This window comes from Embleya sp. NPDC127516 (assembly GCF_044765325.1).
Taxonomy (GTDB): domain Bacteria; phylum Actinomycetota; class Actinomycetes; order Streptomycetales; family Streptomycetaceae; genus Embleya.
In genome coordinates, this window is record NZ_JBIWJT010000030.1 from 34,862 (window position 1) to 56,692 (window position 21,831).

The window sequence follows — 21,831 nt, forward strand, 5'->3', positions numbered from 1 at the left end:
CCCTCGCGCCCGCCCGCTCACCCCTCCGCGACGAAGACCTGGCGATAGCCGCTCCACATCGCCGGCCCCAGATCCTGCGGCACGTGCGGGGGGAGCGGCCACATCGGGCCGCTCACCTCGCACAACACCACGTGCAGCCCCTCGCCCGCGTCGAACCAGCGCAGCCCCACCGCGCCGGGCGAGCGCAGCAGTTCGGCGACCGCCTCCTCGTGCAGCCAGCGCCCCATCGCGGTGCCCGAGCCGTGCGCGGTCAGGTGCAGCAATTTGTCGCCGGCCGGGAAGAGCCGGCCCGCCGACACGTTCGGCCAGCGCCGGATCTCCCGGCAGTCCAGACGCGACGAGGTGATCGCGCCGATCAGTTCGGGCGGCAGCGGGGTGCCCGCGGTGTCGTGCACGTCGCCACCGCCTGCGGCGGCGAGCACTCCGACGTGCTTGAGGTCGTACAGCGTCAGGTGGCGCGCGGCCGGCGGCCCCGCCTCGGCCTCACCGTTGCCGAACGCCCCGCACAACACGAAACGGCGGGCCCGACGGAAACCGGGCGTCCGCAACAGGTCGCCGTGGTGCCGGTCGCACCACGGGGAGAACGTCCCGTCCAGCGCCTCGGGCAGATCCGAGCGCAGGTGCAACAGGCCCACGCCGCTGGGGAATCCGTCCAGATCGAGACGCGGGATCGCGGGTCGCTCGGACATCGTTCGTGCCTCCCCCGGTGTCCTCACGTCCGGCCGGCCCTGACGCAGGCGGAAACTGACGGAGGGTCATCCATTTGTTACCCACCGGTCGGGGAAAGCATGTCCTCCTTGCCGAACATCCGGGCCGCCTCGCGCGCGCTCGGCGTGCCCGCGTCGGGATCGGCGCCGGCCGCGACCAACGCCGCGACCACGTCGCGCTCGCTCTTGAAGACGGCACCCGCGAGCGGGGTCTGGCCACGGTCGTTGGCCCGGTCCGGATCGGCGCCCCGGGCGAGCAACGCGCGTACCGCGTCGGCGTGTCCGTGATAGGCGGCGAGCATCAGCAGCGTGTCGCCCCGGTCGTTGGCCAGGTTCACCGGCAGGCCGGCGTCGACGTAGCCGCCGAGCGTCTCGGCGTCGCCGGTGCGCGCGGCCTCGAACAACCGCCCGGCCAGTTCCCGGATCCGCTCCTCGTCCTGCGCGGACGGCTGCTCCGGTTCCTGCTCGCTCATGACCTACCTCCGAGAACGTGACGCCGTGCGGGTGTGGCGGTCGAGCCGACACCGGGCCCGACCGGTTCCGAACCTATCGGGTGGCGCGCCGCGGCAGCGGTCCCGCCCGCGCCGGCGGGCGTGTGAGAATCGGTCCAGTTGCGGCCCCGGATCCGAAGGAGACGGCTCTTGCGCCATCTGCACCATCTGGACCTCGACGCCTACTTCGCCCGCATCGGCTGGACGGGCGAGCGGGCGCCCACGTGGGCCACGCTGCGCTCGCTGCACCTGGCGCACGTGGTCGGCATTCCGTTCGAGAACGTCGAGATCGTCCTGGGCGGGGTGCCCTCGCTGGCGCCGGCCGACCTGGAGGACAAGCTGGTCCGCCAGGGACGCGGTGGCTACTGCTTCGAGCACAACCTCCTGTTCGCCGGGGTGTTGGAGGCGCTGGGCTTCGGCGTCACCCGGTTGGCCGCGCGGGTGCGGATGGGCTCGGACGCGATCCGGCCGATGACCCACACGCTGCTCGCGGTCGAGGTGCCCGGCGAGGCGCACCCCTATATCGCCGACGTCGGGTTCGGCAGCGGCGGCCTGTTGGAGCCGCTGCCGCTGCTGCCGGGCGTGGCGAGTCCGCAGGGAGCCTGGCGGTTCCGGCTCGTGCGCGAGGACGATCTGTGGCTGCTGCAGACCGTGTACGGCGGACAGGGCTGGTTCACCGTGTACGCCTTCACCCTGGAGCGCCGCGAGTCGGTCGACTTCGAGGTGGCGAACTGGTACGCCGCGACGCACCCGAGCTCGCCGTTCCGGCATACCCTGCGAGTGCAGCGCAGCGGTCCGCACGAGCGCGCGTACATCGAGGACCGCCTGTTGACCGTGGTGCGCAGCGACGGCTCCCGGGAGGAGCGCGAGTTGAAGGACGACCACGAGGTACTTCGGCTCCTGGTCCACGACTTCGGCCTGTTGCTGCCCTGGGACACCGTGTTCCCCGCGCCGCCCGAGCGTGCGCGTCCACCCGCGCGACCAGAGGAGAGTTGAGGCAATGTCCTTCGACAAGCAGGTGCAGGTCACCGCCGAGCTGTACGACTACGTCCTCGACCACTCGATCGCACCGGACGAGGTCCAGCGCGGCGTGATCGAACGGACCAGGGAGATGGGCCGGTTCGCCGGCTTGCAGGTGCCCGCCGAACAGGGTGCGCTGTTGACCCTGCTCTCGGGTGTGGTCCGGCCGAAGGTCGCGGTCGAGGTCGGCACGTTCACCGGCTATTCCGCGCTGTGCATCGCCAAGGGCCTGGCCGAGGGCGGCCGACTGCTGTGCTGCGACGTGTCCGAGGAGTGGACCGCGATCGCCCGCGAGGCGTGGCGCGAGGCGGGCGTGGAGGACCGGATCGACCTGCGCATCGCGCCGGCGCTGGAGACGCTGGACGCGCTGCCCTCGCACCCGCACATCGACCTGGCGTTCCTGGACGCGAACAAGGACGGCTACATCTCCTACTGGGAGGCGCTGGTCCCGCGGATGCGCCCCAATGGCCTGCTGATCGTCGACAACGTGCTCTACAGCGGCCTGGTGCTCAAGCCGGGCGGCGACCCGACGCCGGAGGCCGTGCACGCCTTCAACGAACACGTGCGGGCCGACCCGAGGGTCGAGCCGGTGATGCTCCCGGTCGCGGACGGCGTCACGCTGGCCCGGGTGAAGGATCTGGACGAGTTGTGAGCGGCGCGCCGGACGGGCCGTCCTCGACCCGTCCGGCGCCCACGTGCCGGGCGCCCATCCACCGTACGCTCGGCCGTCGTGCCCTCAGCCCCCGTCGGCCAGGATCGCGCGCAACCGCTTCGCCTCGGTGACCGCGCGGGAGCTTCCCTTGCGGTCGGCCAGCGCGTCCAGCCCCGCGATCGACACCGCCCGCGCGCCGCCGCCCGCGGCGCTCTCCGCGGCCACCGCCAGCGCGTCCGCGAGGCCCGTGGTCTTGGTACCGGCGAGCAGGTCGGGCAGGAAGCCGCTCAACACGCCCCACACCGCCTCGCCCGCGCCGGCCCGGGACGCCTCGCGCAACGAGGCGACCACGCGCGTGGTCTTCAGACCCCGGGTACGGACCGCCTCGCCGATGTCGCGGCCCAGCCCGAGGGTGTCCCACGCGTCGCCCCTGGCCGCCAGGGTGACCAGCGCGTCCACTGCGGCGGTACGATCCTCGGCCGCCTGTGCGCCCAGCGCGTAGGCCAGCGCCAGCGAGATGCCGGATCCGAGCGGTCCGTGCGACTCGGCCAACGCGGGCAGGATCTCCGCGCCTCGGCAGGGCCCGTCGATCCCGCGCTGGGTCCGGATCGCCAGATGCGCGCCGAGCACGTCGCGGTCCCCGGGCAGCACGAGTGGCCAACAGTGCAGATCCGGCTCGGTGTTCTCGGACCATCCCGGCCTGCGGGCGGCGGCACCCGGGTCGGACAGGTCGTACATGGGCAGCGCGCTCTCGGGCACCGTGCCCTGCGGCCGCGTGTCGGGGTCACCGGGGGCGATCAGGGCCAGCGGGCCGTCGAAGTGCGTCCAGTCCCGGTCCCGATACGAGAACTCGCGGTGGATCCGGGCGAAGCGCCGGCGCTCGACGAACCCGGCCGGCGGACCGCCCGCGGCCAGCACTCGGGCCACCCGCAGGCCGGCGGGCGAGGTGAGCCGGCCGGCTCGGGCGAGCACCGCGGGGTCGATCTCGGCGGGCAGCCGCAGCAGTGCCTGGTCGACGTCGCGCCGCCAGGGGCTGTGCCCGGAGACCTCGTACCGTTCCAGGCCCGCCACGAGGGCCTCGGGGTCCACCAGGCCGGTGGCGTCGGCGATCTCGGCCAGGTGCGGGCCGCCGCGCGGCGTCCGCAGCCGGGTGCCCACCTCGTACAGGCGCGCGAGCAGGAAGCGCTGCACCGGTTCGAGTCGCTCGACGTCCACCCTGGAGCCGGGGATCAGGTCGTGGTCGGAGGCCTCGGTGCCCTTGCCGAACAGGCTGCGGAACCAGCCGGATCGGGAGCCGCCGTAACCGGTGGCGGCGGCCACCATCGCGCCGACCGCGCCCTGTACCTGATGGATGAACCACTGCTGTTCGATGATGTGCGCGTGCCGCTCGGTGAGCGGAAGCAGCGCGGTGTGCAACGCCTCGCGGTCGCGCTCGTGTTCGCGCAGCATCGCGGAGACGATCCGCTCCACCGCGAGTGGGTCGGTGTTGCGGCCACGCGGGCTCACCCACGGGTTGTCGGTGCGGGCGAACAACACCGCGAGTTCCTCGACCAGTTCCTCGAGCGAGCCGATCGGCGGCGGCAACTCGCGCACCGGCGGCGGCACGAGGGCGATCCCCCGGTCGGGCTCCACGACCGCGCTCTCGCCGACCAGCGCCGCCGCCTCCGGACGCAACGCGCCGCCGAGCAGCGACAGTTGCGCGCGCACCTCGTCGTATACGAGAGCGGCCTGGTCGGCCGGGAGCTTGCCGACGTGTTTGGTGATCAGCGCGAGCGCGCGCTCCTGGAGGTCGACGGCGACCGACCCGAAAGCGGTGCCCGCGGTGGCCAGCAGCATTCCGGCGTGATCCGGGTGGCGCTTGATCGCCTGGCCCAGCCAGATGAGTTGGGTGCGGACGAGTTTCTTCTCGGTACGAAACAGCACGCTCCGGGCCGCCTCGGCGATGCGCTCCGGGTCCAGTCGGTCCGCCGCGTCCAGCCGACGCAGCACGTCCTGGGCCAGGCCGGCCACCGGCGACGGCGCGTCCGGAAGCAGCCGCAGATAGGAGTCGACGCGGGCGGCGAGCTCGTCGTCGGTGGGCGCCATCGCGTCGTGCAGGCGGACGAATGCGCGCAGTGAGCCCGGGCGTTCGCCGCGCAGCAGGCGGGAGACGCAGCCGTCCAGGACGGTGTCCCGCTCGATCACCTTCGCGTCGGCGAGCTCGGCCAAGGTCGCGCCCCAGCCCGCGAACCCGGTCCGGCTCCAGGACTCGTGGTTCTCCAGGAGCTGTCCGACGCCGGGGACCTCGAACAGCGCAGGCAGCAGGTCGGTGAAGTAGGGGTCGGCGCGCAGCCGTTCCGCGAGCGCGGGTCCGGTGCCGAAGGTCTCCCGGCCCACCTTGTCCACCCAGCGGACCACGAAACCGGCCGTGGTCGGCGTGGGCAGGCCGCTTCCGCGCACCAGGGCGTCCACCACGTCCCAGTGGTTGCCCCAGGTGTCCACCGGCATCCTCGTGGCGAGCCGGTTCACGATGTCCGGTATCCAGGCCGGGTCGCGCTCGGCCAGCAGGGTGTGGACGGCCTGTTCGCCGGTGTCCGGGCCCGAGGGCCAGGTCATGTCCTCGCGGGAGAGCCACTGGGCGATCCCGGCGGGTCCACCCAGGCACGCGACGCCCACGTAGCGCAGCGTGCGCAGGCCGCGCGAGGAGTTTCGGAGCGAGCGGACCGCCTCCTTGTATCGCGGCACCAGCTTGCGGCGCTCGGCCTCGGTGCGCCCGGCGAACAGGGCCACGATCGGCGCCGGAGCCCCGCCCGCACGGTCCTGTTCGACCAGGGCTGCCTCGACCCGCGCCCAGGTGAGCGGCTCGCGGGCCTGCGATGCGGCGCCGGTCGTCGGCTCGCTCCCGGTCGTCGGCTCGGTCATCGGTTCGCCTCCTGCGGTGCGGGCGCCGTCGCGGTCGGGTCGGTGTGCGCCCGCCCGCGCACGATCTGCGTGGCGAGCAGATGCTTGCAGGGTCCGCGTCCGCCCCGGTATTCGGCCCACCACCGGCACGTGCAACTGCCCGCCCCGGCCAACCGCAACCCGTAGGTGTGCTCGCCGCTGCGCACGGTGGCGCTCTCTCCGGTCCCGGTCAGCGTCACGGCGCCCGCCGCGACCAACGCGTGCGCGTCCCGCAGCCGCGGGTTCATCCGCTCGACGCTGCCGGTGTCGTAGGGCAGCTCGCGGTGGTAGTAGGCCGCCTCCGCGACGTCGTAGCCGATCCGGCCGCCGGTGCCCAGGCGCACCAGCGCGGCCCGCACCCGCTCGGTGTCCAGCCCGGATCGTGCGGCCAACTCGCCGATCTCCACCCGGGGTTCCCAGGCCAGCAGGGCCGAGATCAGGTCGGCGTCCGCGGCGCCGGAGTCGACGGCCAGGCCGGTGAGCACCGCGCCCTCGCCGGAGAAGCCCCGGGCCGGGTCCGGGGAGAGCGTCAAGGTCAGTCGCATGCCCGGCAGTTCGATCTCCCACGCGGACGACACCGCGCTGCTGCGCGCGTGCACCGCGGGTCCGTACACGCGCAGCGCGAGGGCGTGTCGCAGCAGCCGGGTGAGCGCCTGGAGTCGGTCCGGCCCGGGCAGGCACACCGCGCCCGGCAGCGGGCGGGCGGTCAGCCGCAGCGAACGCCCGGCCGGGACCGCCCACAGCGCCTGCCGGGCGCCGCGCGGCAGGGCCCGCAGGAAGCGCACCGCCTCGCCCGCCGCGAGTTCGGCGCGCAGGTCGAACCCGCCCGAGATCACCTGGACTTCGGCGAATCCGCGCAGCCAGCGCTCGGGCAGCGGGACCTTCTTCTCCACGACCGGCCCGTCGAAGGTGGTCACCGTCACGTCGTCGGGCCCGACCGCCAGGTGCAGCGGATCCGCGCCGCCGACCTTCGCGAGCGCCTCGCGCAGCGGCGCGTTGACGTCCACGTTGGTGGTGCCGGTGCCGAACATCTCGCCGTCGATGCCGGCGGGCAGTACGTCCAGGCGCGCGTGCACGCCGCAGCACGCCGAGAACGACTCGAAGCGGAGCCGATCGCCGTTTCCGGTCACCACCGGGTCGAGCAGGCCCGGGCGCATCGGTTGGTGGTACCGCGCCGCCGCGACGTCGGCGACCGCGAGCAGCCCGCCCGCCGCCGCCTCCGGCGCGGTCAGGAAGCCGTCGAAGAAGCGCGGGAAGGGGGTCAGGCCGTGCGAACTCAGGCCGCCGCAGGTCTGCAGACCCAGCGAGCGTCCGCCGTCGACGGCGGCGAGCTCGGACGATCGCAAATAGGTGAAGGAGTGCACCGGGGAGGACATGTGGAAACCGTAGACACCGCGTCCGACAGCGGGAGTCGGGTCCGCTGCGCGTCGTCACGGGCCTCGACACCGCACGGACGGGCGTACTTTCACCGCGCCTTCGGGACCGCCCCTAAGCCCTCGTGGACGGCTTCGGCGCGCCGCGTGCGGGTGCCTCGCGGGTCACCCACACGGCGGTGGATACGGCACGTGTCACGGATCGCGCGCGGAGCGTGCGTATCGGGCCGTTCGTTCGTCGGAAACATCCGGATTACCGGACAGTAGAGGGGGATTCGCGGTGCCACGGCATCGATTAGGTGGTATCACCTGTGCGAGCATGGGCGGCTGGGGCCCGGGGCCTGAACGTGACAAGCCGAACTGCGGCACACGGACGACTCGGGTGGGTGGTGGCACATCGTCAAGAGAGTGCTGTTGTAACCATGATCCGAGGACGCGTGGCAACGCGCCGGCATACTATGCGCTGGTCCATTCAGCCGGAGGTAGCAGATGCCCGCAACGCAGCCGGGGAGCGGCTCGACGGTTCGCCGTATTCTCCTCGGTTCCCAGCTTCGCCGTCTGCGCGAAGCGAAGGGGATTTCGCGGGAGGAGGCCGGTTACGAGATCCGGGCCTCCGAATCCAAGATCAGTCGAATGGAACTGGGGCGCGTCAGCTTCAAGGAGCGCGACGTGGCTGATCTCCTCACGATGTACGGCGTGGGCGACGAGACCGAGCGGGCCGCCCTCCTGGGCCTCGCGGCGGAGGCCAACGCCCAGGGCTGGTGGCACAACTACAACGACATCCTGCCGAGTTGGTTCCAGGTCTATGTGGGCCTGGAGGAGGCCGCCTCGGTGATCCGCACCTACGAGGTGCAGTTCGTGCCCGGCCTGCTCCAGACCGCGGAGTACGCGCGGGCCGTGGTGATCGCCGGGCAGCCGTCCGCGTCGGCGGCCGAGGTGGACCGCCGGGTGGGTCTGCGGATGCAGCGCCAGTCGATCCTGTACCGCGACAAGCCGCCCAGGCTGTGGGTCGTGCTGGACGAGGCGGCCCTGCGGCGCCCGATCGGCGGTCGGGACGTGATGCGCGATCAGGTCCGGCACCTGATCGAGATGGCCGCCCTGCCGAACGTCACGATCCAGATCATGCCGTTCCGGTTCGGCGCGCACGCCGCCGAGGGCGGCCCGTTCCTGTTGTTGCGGTTCCCGGAGAGCGACCTGCCCGACGTGGTCTACCTGGAACAGCTCACGAGCGCGCTGTATCTGGACAAGCGCGACGAGGTCGACGCGTACACCGAGGTCATGGACCGGCTGAGCGTGGACGGCATGCCGCCGGACAAGAGTGTGGACCTGCTGCAGCGGATCCTTAAGGAGAACTGAGGATTCCGCTTGTGAACGCCCTCGGGCGGCCCACCCGGGCGGAGCGTCCCGGGCGGGTTTTCACGCGAGCAGGTTGTCGAAGTCCCCGTCCTTGACCCCGAGGATGAGCGCCTCGATCTCGGCGCGCGTATAGATCAGCGCCGGCCCGTCGGGGTGGCGCGAATTGCGGACCGCGACGTCGCCGTCCGGCAACGCCGCCATTTCGACGCAATTGCCTTGCGAGTTGCTGCGGCGACTCTTCTGCCAGGTGACCCCGTCGAGCGCGGTCGCCGATACCCCGTTGTGCGTTGCCTGCATGACGCTTCTCCTGGACCTCTCGCCGAGCGACCCGACGGCGGTCGCCCGCCCCCCGGTTGCGGCACGTGTCGTTCCTTCGTCCCGGTCCGTCGCAATTTCTTCCAGAACCGGTCCGACTTACGCATGCACGTGCATCTGACCATGCATATGCAGCGTACAACGGTGATGATAGCGCAGCCCGACTTCACTCACACGGGAGGGCTCATGCATTCCTCAAGGTTTCAAAGGAAGCGTAAAAGCTGCTTAAGCGGCGAGGGACGAAACGGGCGTAAGAATGCAGAAAACCCGTCGAAGGATCGACGGGTAAACGCTTGGCACCCTAATTCGGTTGCCGCTTCCGAATGTGAATTAGAACTCTCCACAAAGCTGCAACGCGATCCCGCAACGCAATGCTGTTCGCAAGCTGCGGAACGTGTTTGTCAGGCCGGTATCTCGAACATCGCCCAGACGACCTTTCCGGTGCGTCGACCCATGCCGTCGAGCGGGAACCAGCCCCACGAATCACTGAAACAGCCGACCAGGTACAGGCCCCGCCCGGACTCCTCGTCCTCGCCGCCGGCCTGGGTCTCCGGGAGGCTCTCACCGGGATCCTGGACCGCGCACATGACGCGCTCGCCCTTGCGCAGGAGCGCGAGTTGGATGTTGTGCGCCACGTCGGTCGCGTCGTCGCGGCCGGCGCCCAGTCCGTGGCACAGCGCGTTGGTGACGAGCTCGGACACGACCAGGGCGAGGTCGTCCTCCAGGCAGGCGGCGCCCCAGCCGGCGAGCACCGACTGGGTGAAGTCACGAGCGGCCTTGACCGACTCGCGGCGCGCGGCGAGGGCTTGTATCGCGATATCGGATGTTGGGCCCATATCCCCGGCCAGAGGCTCCATCCACTGAAACGTCGACGTCCGGAACCCTGCGGGACTCGCGACGGTCATCCGTGCCTCCGAGCGGGTACTGGTCCCCGGCCTGTTGGGAACGCCGCCAGAGGACTCGCCTCACAGAGCGTCCATGCACATGCGCGTGCACATGCACACACTTCATTATGAGGATGCCGACCCCAACTGCAAGACCGGATGCACGTGCATCGACGATTTCTGCGTCTGCACCGCGCCGATGCACGTGCATTTCGATCGACCAACGATCACTTTCCGTCCGGATCCCGGACATATCAGTGAACCGGTCTTTTCCTTCTTTTGGTCTTACCACAGGAATAATCCGGACATTCTACGCGCACGGCGGTCGGCCGACTCCCGACCGTGTGCGTTCGGGTGCTCAGACCGACGCGTCCGAGGGCTGCCGCGACGCGCCCACGCTCGGCTCGGCGGTGCCGTTGCCGCGTCCTGTGAACCCGGTCACCAGGGCCGAACCGGCGAGCAGGAACACCGCCAGACCCGGGCCGAACAGCAGCCACGGCATGACCGACACCTCGGTGTCCTTGTCCGGGATGCTGTCCGCGTTCTCGAAGGTGTCGATGTTCGCGCCGATGTTCTCCACGAGCGCGTCGAACTTGGCCAGGATGCGATCGGTCTCCACCAGCCCCTTGCCGACCTTGGGGTATTGCGTGGCCAACTCGGCGGTGAACTGCGGCACCGGCTTGCGCAGCAGCGCGGCCATCGACGGGATCGACTTCGTCTTCATCCCGACCGCCATCTTGCCCAGCGTGTCCAGGTCGTTGTGCGCCTGCTGGTAGCCGGCGTCGGTGAAGGTGGGCCGGAAGGCGGTGAACATCTTCTCGGACGCCTTGGTCTTGCCGATCACGCCGGTGGCGAAGACACCGATCACCATGCCGAGACCGACCACCGCCGCGAGCGCCAGACACACCGTGCTCAGCACCACCCTGGTGCCGACGAAGGAGAACAGCAGACCGCCCGCGCCGACCACGAGCAGCACGACGCCCGGGATCAGATAGAGGTACGTGACCGCGGTGTTGGGCGCGTGGGCCGTCGGAATGTCGTCGGCCTGGCGGAAGTTCCCGGCCTGCGCCTCCATCGTGCCCGCGAGCTTGTTGAACCGGGGCATGATCGTGGGCAGTTCCTTGAGGCCCTTGCCGACCTCGGGAGCGGTGACCCCCATCAGGTTGATCAACGCCGGCGTGGTGATCCCGGCCTGGCTCGCGAGACCGGGCAGCGTCTCCGCCTGGAGCTGCGCGAGCATCTCGTTCATCGTGACCAGGTCGGTCCGGCTCTGCGCGATCGCGGCCGGGGTGAAGGCGGGGCGGAAGTCATTGGTCAGATCGTCGACAGCCTGCGTCTTCTTCGGCAGGCCGGCGGCCAGCGGGAAGATGATCAGGGCCGCACCCAGCAGGGCGATCAGCACCAGCGCCACGTGGCGGTATGCACGCACAGCGGGTTCTCCCTTCGCTTTCCGTTATTCCTCGGATCGTATGGGTGATCATCGCGATCACCGGGGATCCGCACGGCGGAAAGCAACTGTTCTCGTTGTTTGTCACTCGGGCAGCCGATCTTCGCAAAGAGCAACCCGCCAGTCAGCTACTGGCAAGTAATGTCATGGGATCGAGATCTCCGGCACATCGGTCACTTCGACCGACGACGCCATGGATCGGTGTACCGCCAGGGGCTAGCGTGCGCTCGCCGGCTCGTGCGAGCGGCGAGGTGTGAACGGAGGTCGCCGGTGGATCTTGAACCGACGGAGGATCAAAAGGCGGTACGGGCCGCTTTTTCGGAGTTCTTCACGGACCGATGCCCGATTTCCGTGGTCCGCGCGGCCGAGCCGCTGGGATTCGCGGCCGACCTGTGGCGACGATTGGCCGCGATGGGCGCGCCCGGGATGGCGCTGCCCGAACGGGTCGGCGGCGGCGGGGCCGGCCGTCTGGATCTGACCCCGGTGTTGCACGAGGCCGGCCGGGCACTGGCGCCGGTGCCGCTGAGCGGCCACCTGGCCGCGTCCCGGCTGTTGCTCGACACGCCGTGGTGCGCGGAGGCGGCCGAGGGCACGTTGATCGCGGCGCCCGCGCTGCGCCCCGCCGTGGACGGTGTGGCCCGCCTGGTCCCCGGCGGCGCGGTCGCGCACATCGTGGTGGCCCTGGACGAGGACGAACTGGTCGCCGTCCGCGGCGAGCCGCCGATGACCGCTCCGGTCAACCACGCCTGCGCCCCGCTGGCCGACCGGTACGTGCGCGACGACCGGGGCGGGCGGGTGGTGCTGGCGACCGGTGAGGAGGCCGCGCGGCGCTACGCGGCGCTGCGCCGCGAGTGGCAGTTGTATACGGCGGCCACGCTGGCCGGGCTGGCCGAGCGCGCGTTGGAGATCGCCGTGGCGTACACGCTGGAGCGCGAGCAGTTCGGCAAGCCGATCGGCGCGTTCCAGGCGGTCCAGCAGGGGTTGGCCGATCTGGTCGGGCCGCTGGACGGGATCCGGCTGCTGGCCGCGCGCGCCGCGTGGTGCGCCGACGAGGGCGATCCGGCCGAAGCCGCCCGGCTCGCCACGATGGCGTTCCTGGCCGCGACCGACGTGGCGCGCACCACCACGTATCGCGCGGTGCACTTCCACGGCGGATACGGGGTGACCCTCGAATACGACATCCAGCTCTACTTCCGGCGGGCCCGCGGCTGGCCGCTGGTCCTGGGTGATCCGGACGAGGAGTACCAACGCCTGGCCGACGACCTCTTCGGACCCGTGGGGAGCCTCTGATGGACTTCGAGCCCAAGGAATCGGTCGAGGAGTTCCGGCGGTGGATCCGGGCGTTCGTCGCGGAACACCTGACCGAGGAGATGATCGAGCGGGCCCGGCGCACCGGCACCTTCCACGACTGGGAGTTCCATCGCGCGCTGGCCGCGACCGGGGTGATCGCCGAGGGCATGGCCGGGCCCGGGCGCAGCACCGGTCGCGATCCGTTGGAGTTGTACGTCTTCTTCGACGAACTGGGGCTGGCCGACGCGCCGTTCTTCGGGTTGGCCAACACGATGCTGGTGGCGGGCATCGTCGAACAGATCGGCAGCGCGTTCCATCTGGCCGAGGTGCTGCCCCGATTCCACCGCGGCGAGGCGATCGCGGCACTGGGCTACAGCGAGCCGGGGTCGGGGTCGGACGTGGCCGCGGCGGCCACCCGCGCGGAGCGCATCCTGGGACACCCCGAGGACGAGCCGGTGTGGCTGGTGAACGGGCAGAAGATGTTCACCACGCTCGTGCACGAGGCCGGCTACGTGATCCTGCTGACCCGCACCGACCCGGACGTGGCCAAGCACCGCGGTCTGACCATGTTCCTGGTGCCGATGGACCTGCCGGGCATCTCCTTCCAGCCGGTGGAGACGATGGGCGGGGACCGCACCAACATCACCTACTTCACCGACGTCCGGGTGCCCGACCGCTGGCGGCTCGGCGAGGTCGACGGCGGGTGGGGCGTGATGAAGGTGGCGCTGGCCTACGAGCGCGGCGTGTTCGGCAACATGAACCAGGGCGTGTCGCTGCTGCGGCGGTTCACCCGTTGGGCGGCGGAGACCGGGGCGATGGACGACACCTCGGTGCGCAAGCGGCTCGCGCGGATCGCGATCGACAACGAGATCACCGCGCTGCTCGCGTTGCGCCCGGCGCTGATCGCGAGCGCGGGCGGGTTGCCGACGACCGAGGGTTCGATCGCCAAGCTGTACGCGAGCGAGTCGTACAACCGCGCCGCCGAGGCGTGCCTGGACATGGCCGGACCCGAGGGGCTGCTCGGCGAACCGGGGGACGCGTGGTTCGTCGACCACGCCGCACGGGACGCTCCGGTGACCACCATCTACGGCGGGACGAGCGAGATCCAGCGCAACAACATCGCCGAGCATCGCCTGGGACTGCCTCGGGCCCGGTAGCGGACCGGTCGGCGCCACCGGGTGGCGCCGACCGGTGACGCGCTGCCCGGTGTTTACGGATATGGCGGGCACGGATGGCGGGCGGCCGAACGGGTGGCCGGATCACCGGCCGCTTCATGGCAGACTTCGGCACCGTTCACACCGGTGAGCGAAACGGAGTTTCAGCCATGCGGCCGCTGCACGACGAGGACCCTTCGAACATTGGCGCCTACCGATTGGTGGGCCGCCTGGGTGAAGGGACCACGGCTCGTACCTATCTGGGTGCCGCGCACGACGACGCCCCCGTCGTCGTGCGGGTGATCCGGGCCGACCTCGGGCGTGATCCGGCGTTCCGGGCCCGGTTCGCCGAAGAGGTGGACGCCGCGCGGCGGTTGGCCGGGCCGGGCACGGCGATGATCCTGGACGCCGACGTCACCGGCCGTCAGCTCTGGTACGCCACCACCCACCTCGCGGGCCCGACGCTGGCCGAGACGGTCCGCCGGCACGGCCCGCTGCCCGGTCATTCGCTGCGCGTACTCGCCGGTGAACTGGCCGCGCTGCTCGGCCGGTTGCACGCGGTCGGGCTGTACCACGGGCGACTCGACCCCGGTGCGGTGCTGCTCGGCCCGGACGGCCCCCTGCTGCCGCAACTGGGGATCGCGCACGGGTCGACCGGCTCGTCGGTGACCGCCGACGGCGTGGTGATCGGCACCGTGCTCGACTCCCCCGGTTTCCGTTCGCCCGAGCAGGTACGGGATCTGAGCGTGGGTCCGCCGACCGACGTGTTCTCGCTCGGGTCCGTGCTCGCGTTCGCCGCGACCGGCACGGGGCCCTTCGATCACGGCGGCGCGGGTTCCGCCGCCGACCGGGTCGCCGAAGGCGATCCCGAACTCGGCGACGTGCCGGCGTCGTTGCGCAACCTGATCGCCGCCTGCCTGGTCAAGGACCCGACCCGACGCCCCGACCCCGAGGAGGTGGTCCGGGTCGCGGCCGGCACCCCGGGGCCGACCTGGCTGCCCTCGGCGACCGCCGCGTGGGTGGCCGAACGGGTGGCCAACCCGTGGGAGCCGCCCGAGCCGATGCCCGGCAGCGAGCCGTACGCGGCGGGCACCGTGCCCGCCCCACCGCCCGGCAGCGAGCCCGCGCCTCCCACGCCCGCCGAACCCGAGCCCGCGCCGGCCGAGGTCCCGGCCCCCTCGGCGGCGCCCGCCACACCCGAGCCCGCCACGCCGCCCACCCGGGAGCAGCCGCCTGCCCGCACCCGCCGGGCCGGCTCCCGGGCCAAGTCCCGCCGCGGTTTCCTGGCGGTCGCCGCCGGCGCCGCCGTGGTCGGCGGCGGCGCGGCGGCCTGGGCGCTCGGCGGGGGCGGCGACTCGTCGCCCAAGGCCACGCCGACGCAGCCGGCGCCACCGTCCAGTCCGGCCCGCCCGTCCGGCCCGAGCGCACCCGCCGCGGTCCAGGAACTCACCGTCTGGACCACCGAGAACCTGCTGCCCGCCGCGATGCTCGGCGACCTGGGCCTGGAGTTCGGCAAGAGCGGCTCCGGGGTGCGGCTGGGCAGCCGGCTCCAGCCGAAGGCCGGCTACACCCAGGCCCTGGAGCAGGCGCTGCGCGCCGGTCGCGGGCCCGACGTGTTCGAGTTGGACCTGCTCGCGTTGGCCCGGTTCAAGGCGGCCGACCTGATCATGGACCTGACTCCGCATCAGAGCCGGTTGGACGCGGGCACCTGGTTCCCCGCCGTACGCGCCTCGGCCACCTCCGCGGGCCGGCTCATGGCGCTGCCGCTGGCCGCGAACGTACCGGTGGTGCTGTACGACAAGGGGCTGTTCCAGGCCGGGCAGGTGGGTGTGCCCACCGACCGGGTGAGCTGGGTCGCGGACTTGGAGAAGCTGCGCCTGGCCAACGCGACCAACCCCGACTACCGGGCGCTGTACGTACCCGGTGGGGCCTGGCCGATCCTGGCCTCGTGCGTGTGGGAGGACGACGGCACGATCGCGGTCCAGGAGGGCGACGCGTGGCGCGGCACACTCGACCTGCCGGGTTCGGTCGAGGGAGCCAGGTTCTTCCGGCACCTGCAGTCCTACGCCGCGGACGCGACCGGTGTGGGCAACGACGACCCGGCGGTCGCGGCCCGGGTCGCGAAGGGCAACATCGCGTCCGCGATCGCCGATTCCACGCTCTACGACGCCGTGGTGGCGGCGAATCCGGCGTTGCGCGCGGTGCTGGGCGCGTTCCCGATCCCGGGCCGCACCGCCGGCAAGCCGGCCGCGGTCGGGGTGCGCGGCACGGTGCTCGCGGTGAACGCCGCCAGTCTGTTCAAGGAGGCCGCGATCGATCTGCTGGCGCTGGTGGCCACCGAGCGCTGGCGCGCGCGGATCGCGGCCCAGGGTCGGTTGGTACCGGTGCGCACCGGTCTGGACCGGTCCGTGCCGCCGGACAACCCGATGATCCCGGCCTCGGTCACGGCGCTGCCCGTGGGCGGGCGGGCGTATCCGGGAGCCCCCGGGTGGTCCGAGCGCCCGCTGGCCGAATTGTCCCGGCAGACACTGGCCGGCAGTGATCCGCTGGCCGCGGCCGCGGCGGCGAACGCGATCGTGGCCCGCGAATTCGGGGTGACACCGGCCTGACGGATCTCGCGGGCGGTACCGGACGGCTCTCCCGGGTGGTTCCCCACGGATCCCCCGGGGGTTCCGACTGCCCCGGGCGGTTCCCAACGGATCTCCCCATCGGTGACGGAGAGTGCCCGGCCTAGGGTTTGCGCACGCCCCTGTCCCGCCAACTCGGAGGAGCCGCACCGTGCCGTCGTGGAACGACGACCCGCAGGCGTCATCGGAGGATGACCCGTCGGCCAACCCACCCCCTCGGCCCACGTACGCGCCGACGGCCGTGCCACCGCCCCCGCAGCACCGGCAGTACCAACATCCGCAATACCCGCAGCACCCGGGCGGGCCGCCGCCGCAGTACCCGAACATGCCGCCGCCGGGTTGGGGTCCCACTCCGCCGCCGCCCGGCGGCGGTTCGTCCCGGCGCAAGGTGATCGTGGCCGGCTCGGTCGCGGCGGCCGTCGCGGCCGGTGGTGGTGTCGCCGCGTGGCTGCTCACCCGCGGCGACGACAAGACGGCCGCGCCGACGGGGCCGGGGCCCGACCCGACCTCCGGGCCGCCCGCTCCCCCGGCCCCACCGGCCACCGCGGGGCCGCCCACCGCCGAAAGCGGCCCGTACACCCTCACGCTGTGGCTGGAGAAGCTGCTGACCGCGGGTGTCGACCAGGCCCGGACGAACACCGACCTGGCCGCCGCCCTGCTCAAGGCGGATCCGTACGGGACCGCCCGGGTCGAGGTCCAGGACACCATCGACGCCCGAAAACTGGACACCGCGATCGCGGCGGGCAACGGTCCCGACGTCTTCCAGGCGCAGACCCTGGGCCTGGCCCGTCGGGTCCGACGCGGTGATCTGCTCGACCTGACGCCGTATGCCGCCCGGTTGAACGTCGACGCCTGGCATCCCGCGGCCCGAGCCGCGTGTACGTTCGACGGCAAGCTGTACGCACTGCCGATGGACGTGTACGCGCCGGTGGTGGTCTACGACAAACGGCTGTGCGACCCGGCCGGGTTCGTGGTGCCGCGCACCCGCGACGAGTGGCTCGCCCAACTCGACAGGATCAAGGCCCACCACGCGGGCAACCCGAACATCGAGGCGCTGCACCTGGCCGGCAAGGCCTGGCAAACGCTCGCGGCCTGCCTGTTCGAGGACGGTTGCGAGATAGCCGTAGCCGCGAACGAGCGCTGGACGGGCCGGCTGGGCAGCCCGGCCGGTCGTGCGGGGGTCACCTTCTTCCGGCGGCTCCAGGCGTACTCCACCGCGGCCAAGGACGCCGAGGAGTTCCAGGACCCGGCGGGCTCGATCACCGCCGTGCTCGGGAGCGGCCGGGCGGCGATGATGATCCAGCCCGACTGGGTCTTCCCGTCCGTGCTGCGCACCGCGCCCGAGACGGCGCGCAACCTGGCCGCCTTCCCGATACCCGGCCGCGACCCGGGCCGGCCGGGAGCGGTCGGCGTGTGGGGCGGGGTGCTGGCGGTGTCGGCGAAGACCGCGCATCCGGCGGGGGCGGTCAATCTGCTCCGGGTGTTCGCCTCGGCGACCTGGCAGGAGCGCTGGGCGAACGAGAACGAGATGCCGCCCGCGCTGGCCGGCCTGACCACCACGTCCGGCACGGCGAACCCGATGCGGGCGGCCACCGTGGCGGCGCTGGCGCAGGGGCGGAAGTATCCGCAGGCGCCCGGCTGGTCGTCCGCCCCGCTCAAGACCCTCGCCGAGGACGTGCTGGCGAAGGGGGTCGACCCGGACACGGCCGGCAGGCGCGCGGACGCGATGATCGCCGCCACGTACGACAAGGACCTCCAGGTCTGATCGCGCGTCGGGCGCACGGGTCGCCCCGACCGTACGCGACGCCCCCCGCTTGATCGGAGCGTCGGGCGCCGGCCGCCGGCCCGACCGCGCCATCACCCACACGGCGCAAGAAATCCTCAAGCGTAAGCCCGCCGCGGCCACCCGCGGCGGGCTTCCCGCATTACCCACCCTCCGCATTCGAGCCGCCGCATACCGTCGGGTACTTCCCCTTTCGGGCGACCCGCGGTTTCCGGATTCGGCAGTACATGTCCCACCGCGGGGTCGCTCTCCGAGCACACGAGGATGCGGTCCGCCATGTCCGGAAGTCCCGATCCCTCCCGGGCCGATCTGCTCCGCGGCAGCCTCCGGGCCGTCGCCCCCGCCGCGCACGATCTGGTCTCGCACTTCTACGCCCTGCTGTTCCTGCAACGCCCCGATCTGCGCGCCCTGTTCCCGCCGGCCATGAACCTGCAGCGCGACCGCCTGCTCGCCGCGCTGTTGCGATTGGGCGCGGGCAGCGACGAGCCGCACGAGTTGCGCCGCTTCCTGCGCCAGTTGGGCCGGGACCACCGCAAGTACGGCGTCCTCGACGAGCACTACCACGCGGTCGGCAGCGCGCTGATCGGCGCGCTGGCCCGCTACCTGGGCACCCGCTGGACAGCCGAGCTCCAGGCCGCCTGGCTGGAGGTCTACACGTGGGCGGCGGAGGTGATGATCGAGGCCGCCGCCGACGACGCCGAGGAGGCGCCGCCCTGGTGGGACGCGGTGATCACCGCACATGAACCGCGCGGGCGGGACATCGCGGTGCTCACCGTCCAGCCCGATCACCCGCTGCCCTACCACCCGGGCCAACACGTCACCGTGGAGACGCCGTGGTGGCCGAGGATATGGCGGCACTACTCGATCGCGAACGCCCCGCGCGTGGACGGCCGACTCGAACTGCACGTGCACGCGGTGCCGGCCGGCTGGGTGAGCAACGCGCTGGTACACCGCGCCCGGGTCGGCGACCACATCCGCCTGGGCCCCGCGCGCGGCGGTCTGGTGTTGCGCGGCGAGACCCTGCGCCGCACGTTGTGCGTGGCCTCCGGGACCGGCCTGGCACCGATCAAGGCGCTGGTCCAGCACATGGCGCAGCGCCAGTTGGCGAACCGCGCCCACGTGTTCATCGGCGCGAAGTACGGGGTGGACCTGTACGACCTGAACGCGCTGTCCGCGATGGCGGAGATGTACCCGTGGCTGAACGTGATCCCCGCGGTCACCCACGACCGCTCGTTCGCCGGCGACCAGGGCGCGCTGCCGGACGTGCTGGCCCGGTACGGCCACTGGCACGACCACGACGTGTTCGTCAGCGGATCCGCGGCCATGGTCCGGGCCACCACCCACCGGCTGACCGGCGAGCTGGGCGTGGCGCCGCAGCGCCTGCACACCGAGAGCCTGGACGGGATCGCCCAGGGCCCCCGGCTGCTCCAGGGGTGCTGAGCTGCGGACACGCGGCGGTGAGGGCGTAACGTACGGCCGACAGGGTCGTATCGAAACGGCCGGTTTCGAGCAGCAGGAGCGCCCGCATGGTGAGCAAGCCGCCCGTGGACGACGTCGGGGACGAGGGCTTGGTGGTCGGCCCGCCGAAGGAGTACGCGGCCGGTCTGCCGGCCGTCGCCTGGTCGCTGCGCCATGCCGGTCGCCAGATGGGGGTGCGGCGCAGCCTGCTGACCCTGGTCCAGGTCAACCAGAAGCAGGGCTTCGACTGTCCCGGGTGCGCGTGGCCGGAACCGGAGCACCGCAGCGTCGCCGAGTTCTGCGAGAACGGCGCGAAGGCGGTCGCCGAGGAGGCCACCGTGCGCCGGGTGGGCGCGGACTTCTTCGCCGCGCACCCGGTCGCCGAGCTGGCCGGGAAGTCGGACTACTGGCTGGGCCAGCAGGGCCGGCTGACCGAGCCGATGTACCTCGCCGAGGGCGCCTCGCACTACGCGCCCATCTCGTGGGAGGACGCCTTCGGGGTGGTCGCCGAGGAATTGGCGGCACTGGACTCGCCGGATCAGGCGGCGTTCTACACGTCGGGGCGCACCAGCAACGAGGCCGCGTTCGTGTACCAGCTGTTCGTGCGCGCGTTCGGCACGAACAACCTGCCGGACTGCTCCAACATGTGCCACGAGTCGAGCGGCTCGGCGCTGACCCAGACGCTCGGCGTGGGCAAGGGCAGCGTGTCGCTGGAGGATCTGTATCAGGCGGATCTGATCTTCGTGGTGGGCCAGAACCCGGGCACCAACCACCCCCGGATGTTGTCCGCGCTGGAGAAGGCCAAGCAGGCGGGCGCCTCGATCGTGGCGGTGAACCCGTTGCCCGAGGCCGGGCTGCTGCGGTTCAAGAATCCGCAGAAGGTCACCGGCGTGCTCGGGTCGGGCACACAACTGACCGACGAGTTCGCGCAGATCCGGGTGAACGGCGACCTCGCGCTGTTCCGGGCCCTGAACCGACTGCTCCTGGAGGCCGAGGACGCCGCGCCGGGCAGCGTGCTCGATCGCGCGTTCATCGACGAATACACGCACGGCTTCGAGGAGTTCGCGGCGGACGTACGGACCACGCCGTGGGACGACGTGCTGGAGGCGACCGGGCTGACCCGCGACGGGATCGAGCGCATCCATCGGCGGGTGCTCGACTCGCAACGGATCGTGGTGTGTTGGGCGATGGGCCTGACCCAGCACAAGAACTCCGTGCCGACCATCCGCGAGGTGGTCAACTTCCTGCTCCTGCGCGGCAATGTGGGTCGGCCGGGCGCGGGCGTGTGTCCGGTCCGCGGGCACAGCAACGTGCAGGGCGACCGGACGATGGGCATCTACGAGAAGCCCTCGCCGGCCTTTCTGGACGCGTTGGAGAAGGAGTTCGGCTTCGCCCCGCCGCGCGCCCACGGGCACGACGTGGTGGACGCGATCCGGGCGATGCGCGACGACGCGGTTCGGGTGTTCGTCGCGGTGGGCGGCAACTTCGTCTCCGCGACGCCGGACACGGCGGCCACCGAGGCCGCGTTGCGGGCGACCCGGCTCACCGTCCAGGTGTCCACCAAGCTCAACCGCTCGCACGCGGTCACCGGGCGGCGGGCGCTGATCCTGCCCACGCTCGGTCGCACCGAGCGGGACCAGTTCGTCACCGTCGAGGACTCGATGAGCGCTGTGCACATGTCGCGCGGCAAGCTGCCGCCGGCCTCCGCGCACCTGCGCTCCGAAGTGGCGATCGTGTGCGGGCTGGCCGAACGTGTGCTCGGCGACCGGGTATCGGTGCCCTGGCGCGACTTCGCCCGCGACTACGACCTGATCCGGGACCGGATCGAGCGGGTGATCCCGGGCTTCACCGACTTCAACCGCCGGGTGCGCGAGCCCGGCGGGTTCGTACTGCCGCACGGGCCGCGCGACCAGCGCAGGTTCCCGACCACGACCGGCAAGGCCAACTTCTCCCGCAACGACCTCGCGGTGCTGCGGGTGCCGGCGGGCCGGCTGATCCTGCAGACGGTGCGCTCGCACGACCAGTACAACACCACGATCTACGGACTCGACGACCGCTATCGCGGGATCAAGCAGGGCCGGCGGGTGGTCTTCGTGAACCCGGCCGACCTGGCCGAACTCGGCGTCGCGGACGGCTCCCTGGTCGATCTGGTCAGCGAGTGGCAGGACGGCACCGAACGCCGCGCGCCGTCGTTCAGGGTGGTGTCCTACGACACCGCGGCGGGTTGCTGCGCGGCCTACTTCCCGGAGACCAACGTGCTGGTGCCGCTGGACAGCACGGCGGACGAGAGCAACACACCGACCTCCAAGTCGATCGTGGTCCGTCTGGAGCCGCACACGCACTGAGCCTCGGCCG

At 71.8% G+C, this 21,831-nt stretch carries 16 protein-coding genes; 9 read left to right on the top strand and 7 right to left on the bottom strand.

Annotation, left to right across the window (positions count from 1 at the left end; genetic code table 11):
• Positions 1-17: 17 nt before the first annotated feature.
• Together ACIRL2_RS39640 and ACIRL2_RS39645 are read right to left on the bottom strand one after the other, a co-directional pair.
• On the bottom strand, positions 18-689 hold the full coding sequence (locus ACIRL2_RS39640) for a hypothetical protein (protein ID WP_395869099.1): 672 nt from the start codon (positions 687-689) through the stop codon (positions 18-20).
• 77 nt (positions 690-766) lie between these two features.
• Positions 767-1,180 carry an ankyrin repeat domain-containing protein gene (locus ACIRL2_RS39645; RefSeq protein ID WP_395869101.1) on the bottom strand — a complete coding sequence of 138 codons (414 nt, stop codon included), beginning with the start codon at positions 1,178-1,180 and terminating at the stop codon, positions 767-769.
• 168 nt (positions 1,181-1,348) lie between these two features.
• On the opposite strand from ACIRL2_RS39645, the gene ACIRL2_RS39650 reads away from it, so the two are divergent.
• Positions 1,349-2,194, top strand: a complete 846-nt coding sequence (locus ACIRL2_RS39650) for an arylamine N-acetyltransferase (protein WP_402238940.1) — start codon at positions 1,349-1,351, stop codon at positions 2,192-2,194.
• Between the two features lie 4 nt (positions 2,195-2,198).
• On the top strand, positions 2,199-2,870 hold the full coding sequence (locus tag ACIRL2_RS39655; protein ID WP_395869105.1) for an O-methyltransferase: 672 nt from the start codon (positions 2,199-2,201) through the stop codon (positions 2,868-2,870).
• An 84-nt stretch (positions 2,871-2,954) separates the two neighbouring features.
• Here ACIRL2_RS39655 and ACIRL2_RS39660 read toward each other — a convergent pair whose 3' ends face one another.
• On the bottom strand, positions 2,955-5,771 hold the full coding sequence (locus ACIRL2_RS39660) for a DUF6493 family protein (protein ID WP_402238942.1): 2,817 nt from the start codon (positions 5,769-5,771) through the stop codon (positions 2,955-2,957).
• Positions 5,768-7,165, bottom strand: coding sequence for an SWIM zinc finger family protein (locus tag ACIRL2_RS39665; protein WP_402238945.1), 1,398 nt, complete (start codon positions 7,163-7,165; stop codon positions 5,768-5,770). The genes ACIRL2_RS39660 and ACIRL2_RS39665 overlap by 4 nt, the downstream gene beginning before the upstream one ends.
• Positions 7,166-7,651: 486 nt before the next feature.
• Between ACIRL2_RS39665 and ACIRL2_RS39670 the strand changes: the two genes are divergently transcribed.
• Positions 7,652-8,518, top strand: coding sequence for a helix-turn-helix domain-containing protein (locus ACIRL2_RS39670; RefSeq protein ID WP_395869111.1), 867 nt, complete (start codon positions 7,652-7,654; stop codon positions 8,516-8,518).
• A 60-nt stretch (positions 8,519-8,578) separates the two neighbouring features.
• Here ACIRL2_RS39670 and ACIRL2_RS39675 read toward each other — a convergent pair whose 3' ends face one another.
• From ACIRL2_RS39675 to ACIRL2_RS39685, 3 genes are all read right to left on the bottom strand, one after another.
• A complete protein-coding gene (locus ACIRL2_RS39675) occupies positions 8,579-8,815 on the bottom strand; it encodes a DUF397 domain-containing protein (protein WP_020554482.1) in 237 nt (78 codons plus the stop codon).
• A gap of 419 nt (positions 8,816-9,234) precedes the next feature.
• The gene (locus ACIRL2_RS39680) at positions 9,235-9,690 is read right to left on the bottom strand and encodes an ATP-binding protein (RefSeq protein ID WP_402238949.1); all 456 of its coding nucleotides are present in this window, start codon (positions 9,688-9,690) and stop codon (positions 9,235-9,237) included.
• A 385-nt stretch (positions 9,691-10,075) separates the two neighbouring features.
• Entirely contained in the window at positions 10,076-11,146 is a 1,071-nt protein-coding gene (locus ACIRL2_RS39685; RefSeq protein WP_395869115.1) for a hypothetical protein, read from the bottom strand.
• 288 nt (positions 11,147-11,434) lie between these two features.
• On the opposite strand from ACIRL2_RS39685, the gene ACIRL2_RS39690 reads away from it, so the two are divergent.
• The 6 genes from ACIRL2_RS39690 (at position 11,435) to ACIRL2_RS39715 (ending at position 21,821) form a co-directional block, all read left to right on the top strand.
• Entirely contained in the window at positions 11,435-12,454 is a 1,020-nt protein-coding gene (locus ACIRL2_RS39690) for an acyl-CoA dehydrogenase family protein (protein WP_402238951.1), read from the top strand.
• Positions 12,454-13,611, top strand: coding sequence for an acyl-CoA dehydrogenase family protein (locus ACIRL2_RS39695; RefSeq protein ID WP_395869119.1), 1,158 nt, complete (start codon positions 12,454-12,456; stop codon positions 13,609-13,611). The genes ACIRL2_RS39690 and ACIRL2_RS39695 overlap by 1 nt, the downstream gene beginning before the upstream one ends.
• 167 nt (positions 13,612-13,778) lie before the next feature.
• Positions 13,779-16,217 (top strand): serine/threonine-protein kinase, encoded by a 2,439-nt coding sequence (locus ACIRL2_RS39700; protein ID WP_395869121.1) that lies wholly within the window; start codon positions 13,779-13,781, stop codon positions 16,215-16,217.
• A gap of 169 nt (positions 16,218-16,386) precedes the next feature.
• Positions 16,387-18,000 (top strand): extracellular solute-binding protein, encoded by a 1,614-nt coding sequence (locus ACIRL2_RS39705; protein ID WP_402238955.1) that lies wholly within the window; start codon positions 16,387-16,389, stop codon positions 17,998-18,000.
• Between the two features lie 294 nt (positions 18,001-18,294).
• Positions 18,295-19,458, top strand: coding sequence for a globin domain-containing protein (locus ACIRL2_RS39710; RefSeq protein WP_402238957.1), 1,164 nt, complete (start codon positions 18,295-18,297; stop codon positions 19,456-19,458).
• A gap of 86 nt (positions 19,459-19,544) precedes the next feature.
• Positions 19,545-21,821, top strand: coding sequence for an FdhF/YdeP family oxidoreductase (locus tag ACIRL2_RS39715; RefSeq protein ID WP_395869127.1), 2,277 nt, complete (start codon positions 19,545-19,547; stop codon positions 21,819-21,821).
• Positions 21,822-21,831: the final 10 nt, after the last annotated feature.

Coding starts and splice junctions, on each gene's coding strand:
- ACIRL2_RS39710 (WP_402238957.1), top strand. CDS start 18,295: ATGTCCGGAAGTCCCGATCCCTCCCGGGCCGATCTGCTCCGCGGCAGC.
- ACIRL2_RS39670 (WP_395869111.1), top strand. CDS start 7,652: ATGCCCGCAACGCAGCCGGGGAGCGGCTCGACGGTTCGCCGTATTCTC.
- ACIRL2_RS39680 (WP_402238949.1), bottom strand. CDS start 9,690: ATGGAGCCTCTGGCCGGGGATATGGGCCCAACATCCGATATCGCGATA.
- ACIRL2_RS39640 (WP_395869099.1), bottom strand. CDS start 689: ATGTCCGAGCGACCCGCGATCCCGCGTCTCGATCTGGACGGATTCCCC.
- ACIRL2_RS39665 (WP_402238945.1), bottom strand. CDS start 7,165: ATGTCCTCCCCGGTGCACTCCTTCACCTATTTGCGATCGTCCGAGCTC.
- ACIRL2_RS39655 (WP_395869105.1), top strand. CDS start 2,199: ATGTCCTTCGACAAGCAGGTGCAGGTCACCGCCGAGCTGTACGACTAC.
- ACIRL2_RS39715 (WP_395869127.1), top strand. CDS start 19,545: ATGGTGAGCAAGCCGCCCGTGGACGACGTCGGGGACGAGGGCTTGGTG.
- ACIRL2_RS39660 (WP_402238942.1), bottom strand. CDS start 5,771: ATGACCGAGCCGACGACCGGGAGCGAGCCGACGACCGGCGCCGCATCG.
- ACIRL2_RS39700 (WP_395869121.1), top strand. CDS start 13,779: ATGCGGCCGCTGCACGACGAGGACCCTTCGAACATTGGCGCCTACCGA.
- ACIRL2_RS39645 (WP_395869101.1), bottom strand. CDS start 1,180: ATGAGCGAGCAGGAACCGGAGCAGCCGTCCGCGCAGGACGAGGAGCGG.
- ACIRL2_RS39675 (WP_020554482.1), bottom strand. CDS start 8,815: ATGCAGGCAACGCACAACGGGGTATCGGCGACCGCGCTCGACGGGGTC.
- ACIRL2_RS39695 (WP_395869119.1), top strand. CDS start 12,454: ATGGACTTCGAGCCCAAGGAATCGGTCGAGGAGTTCCGGCGGTGGATC.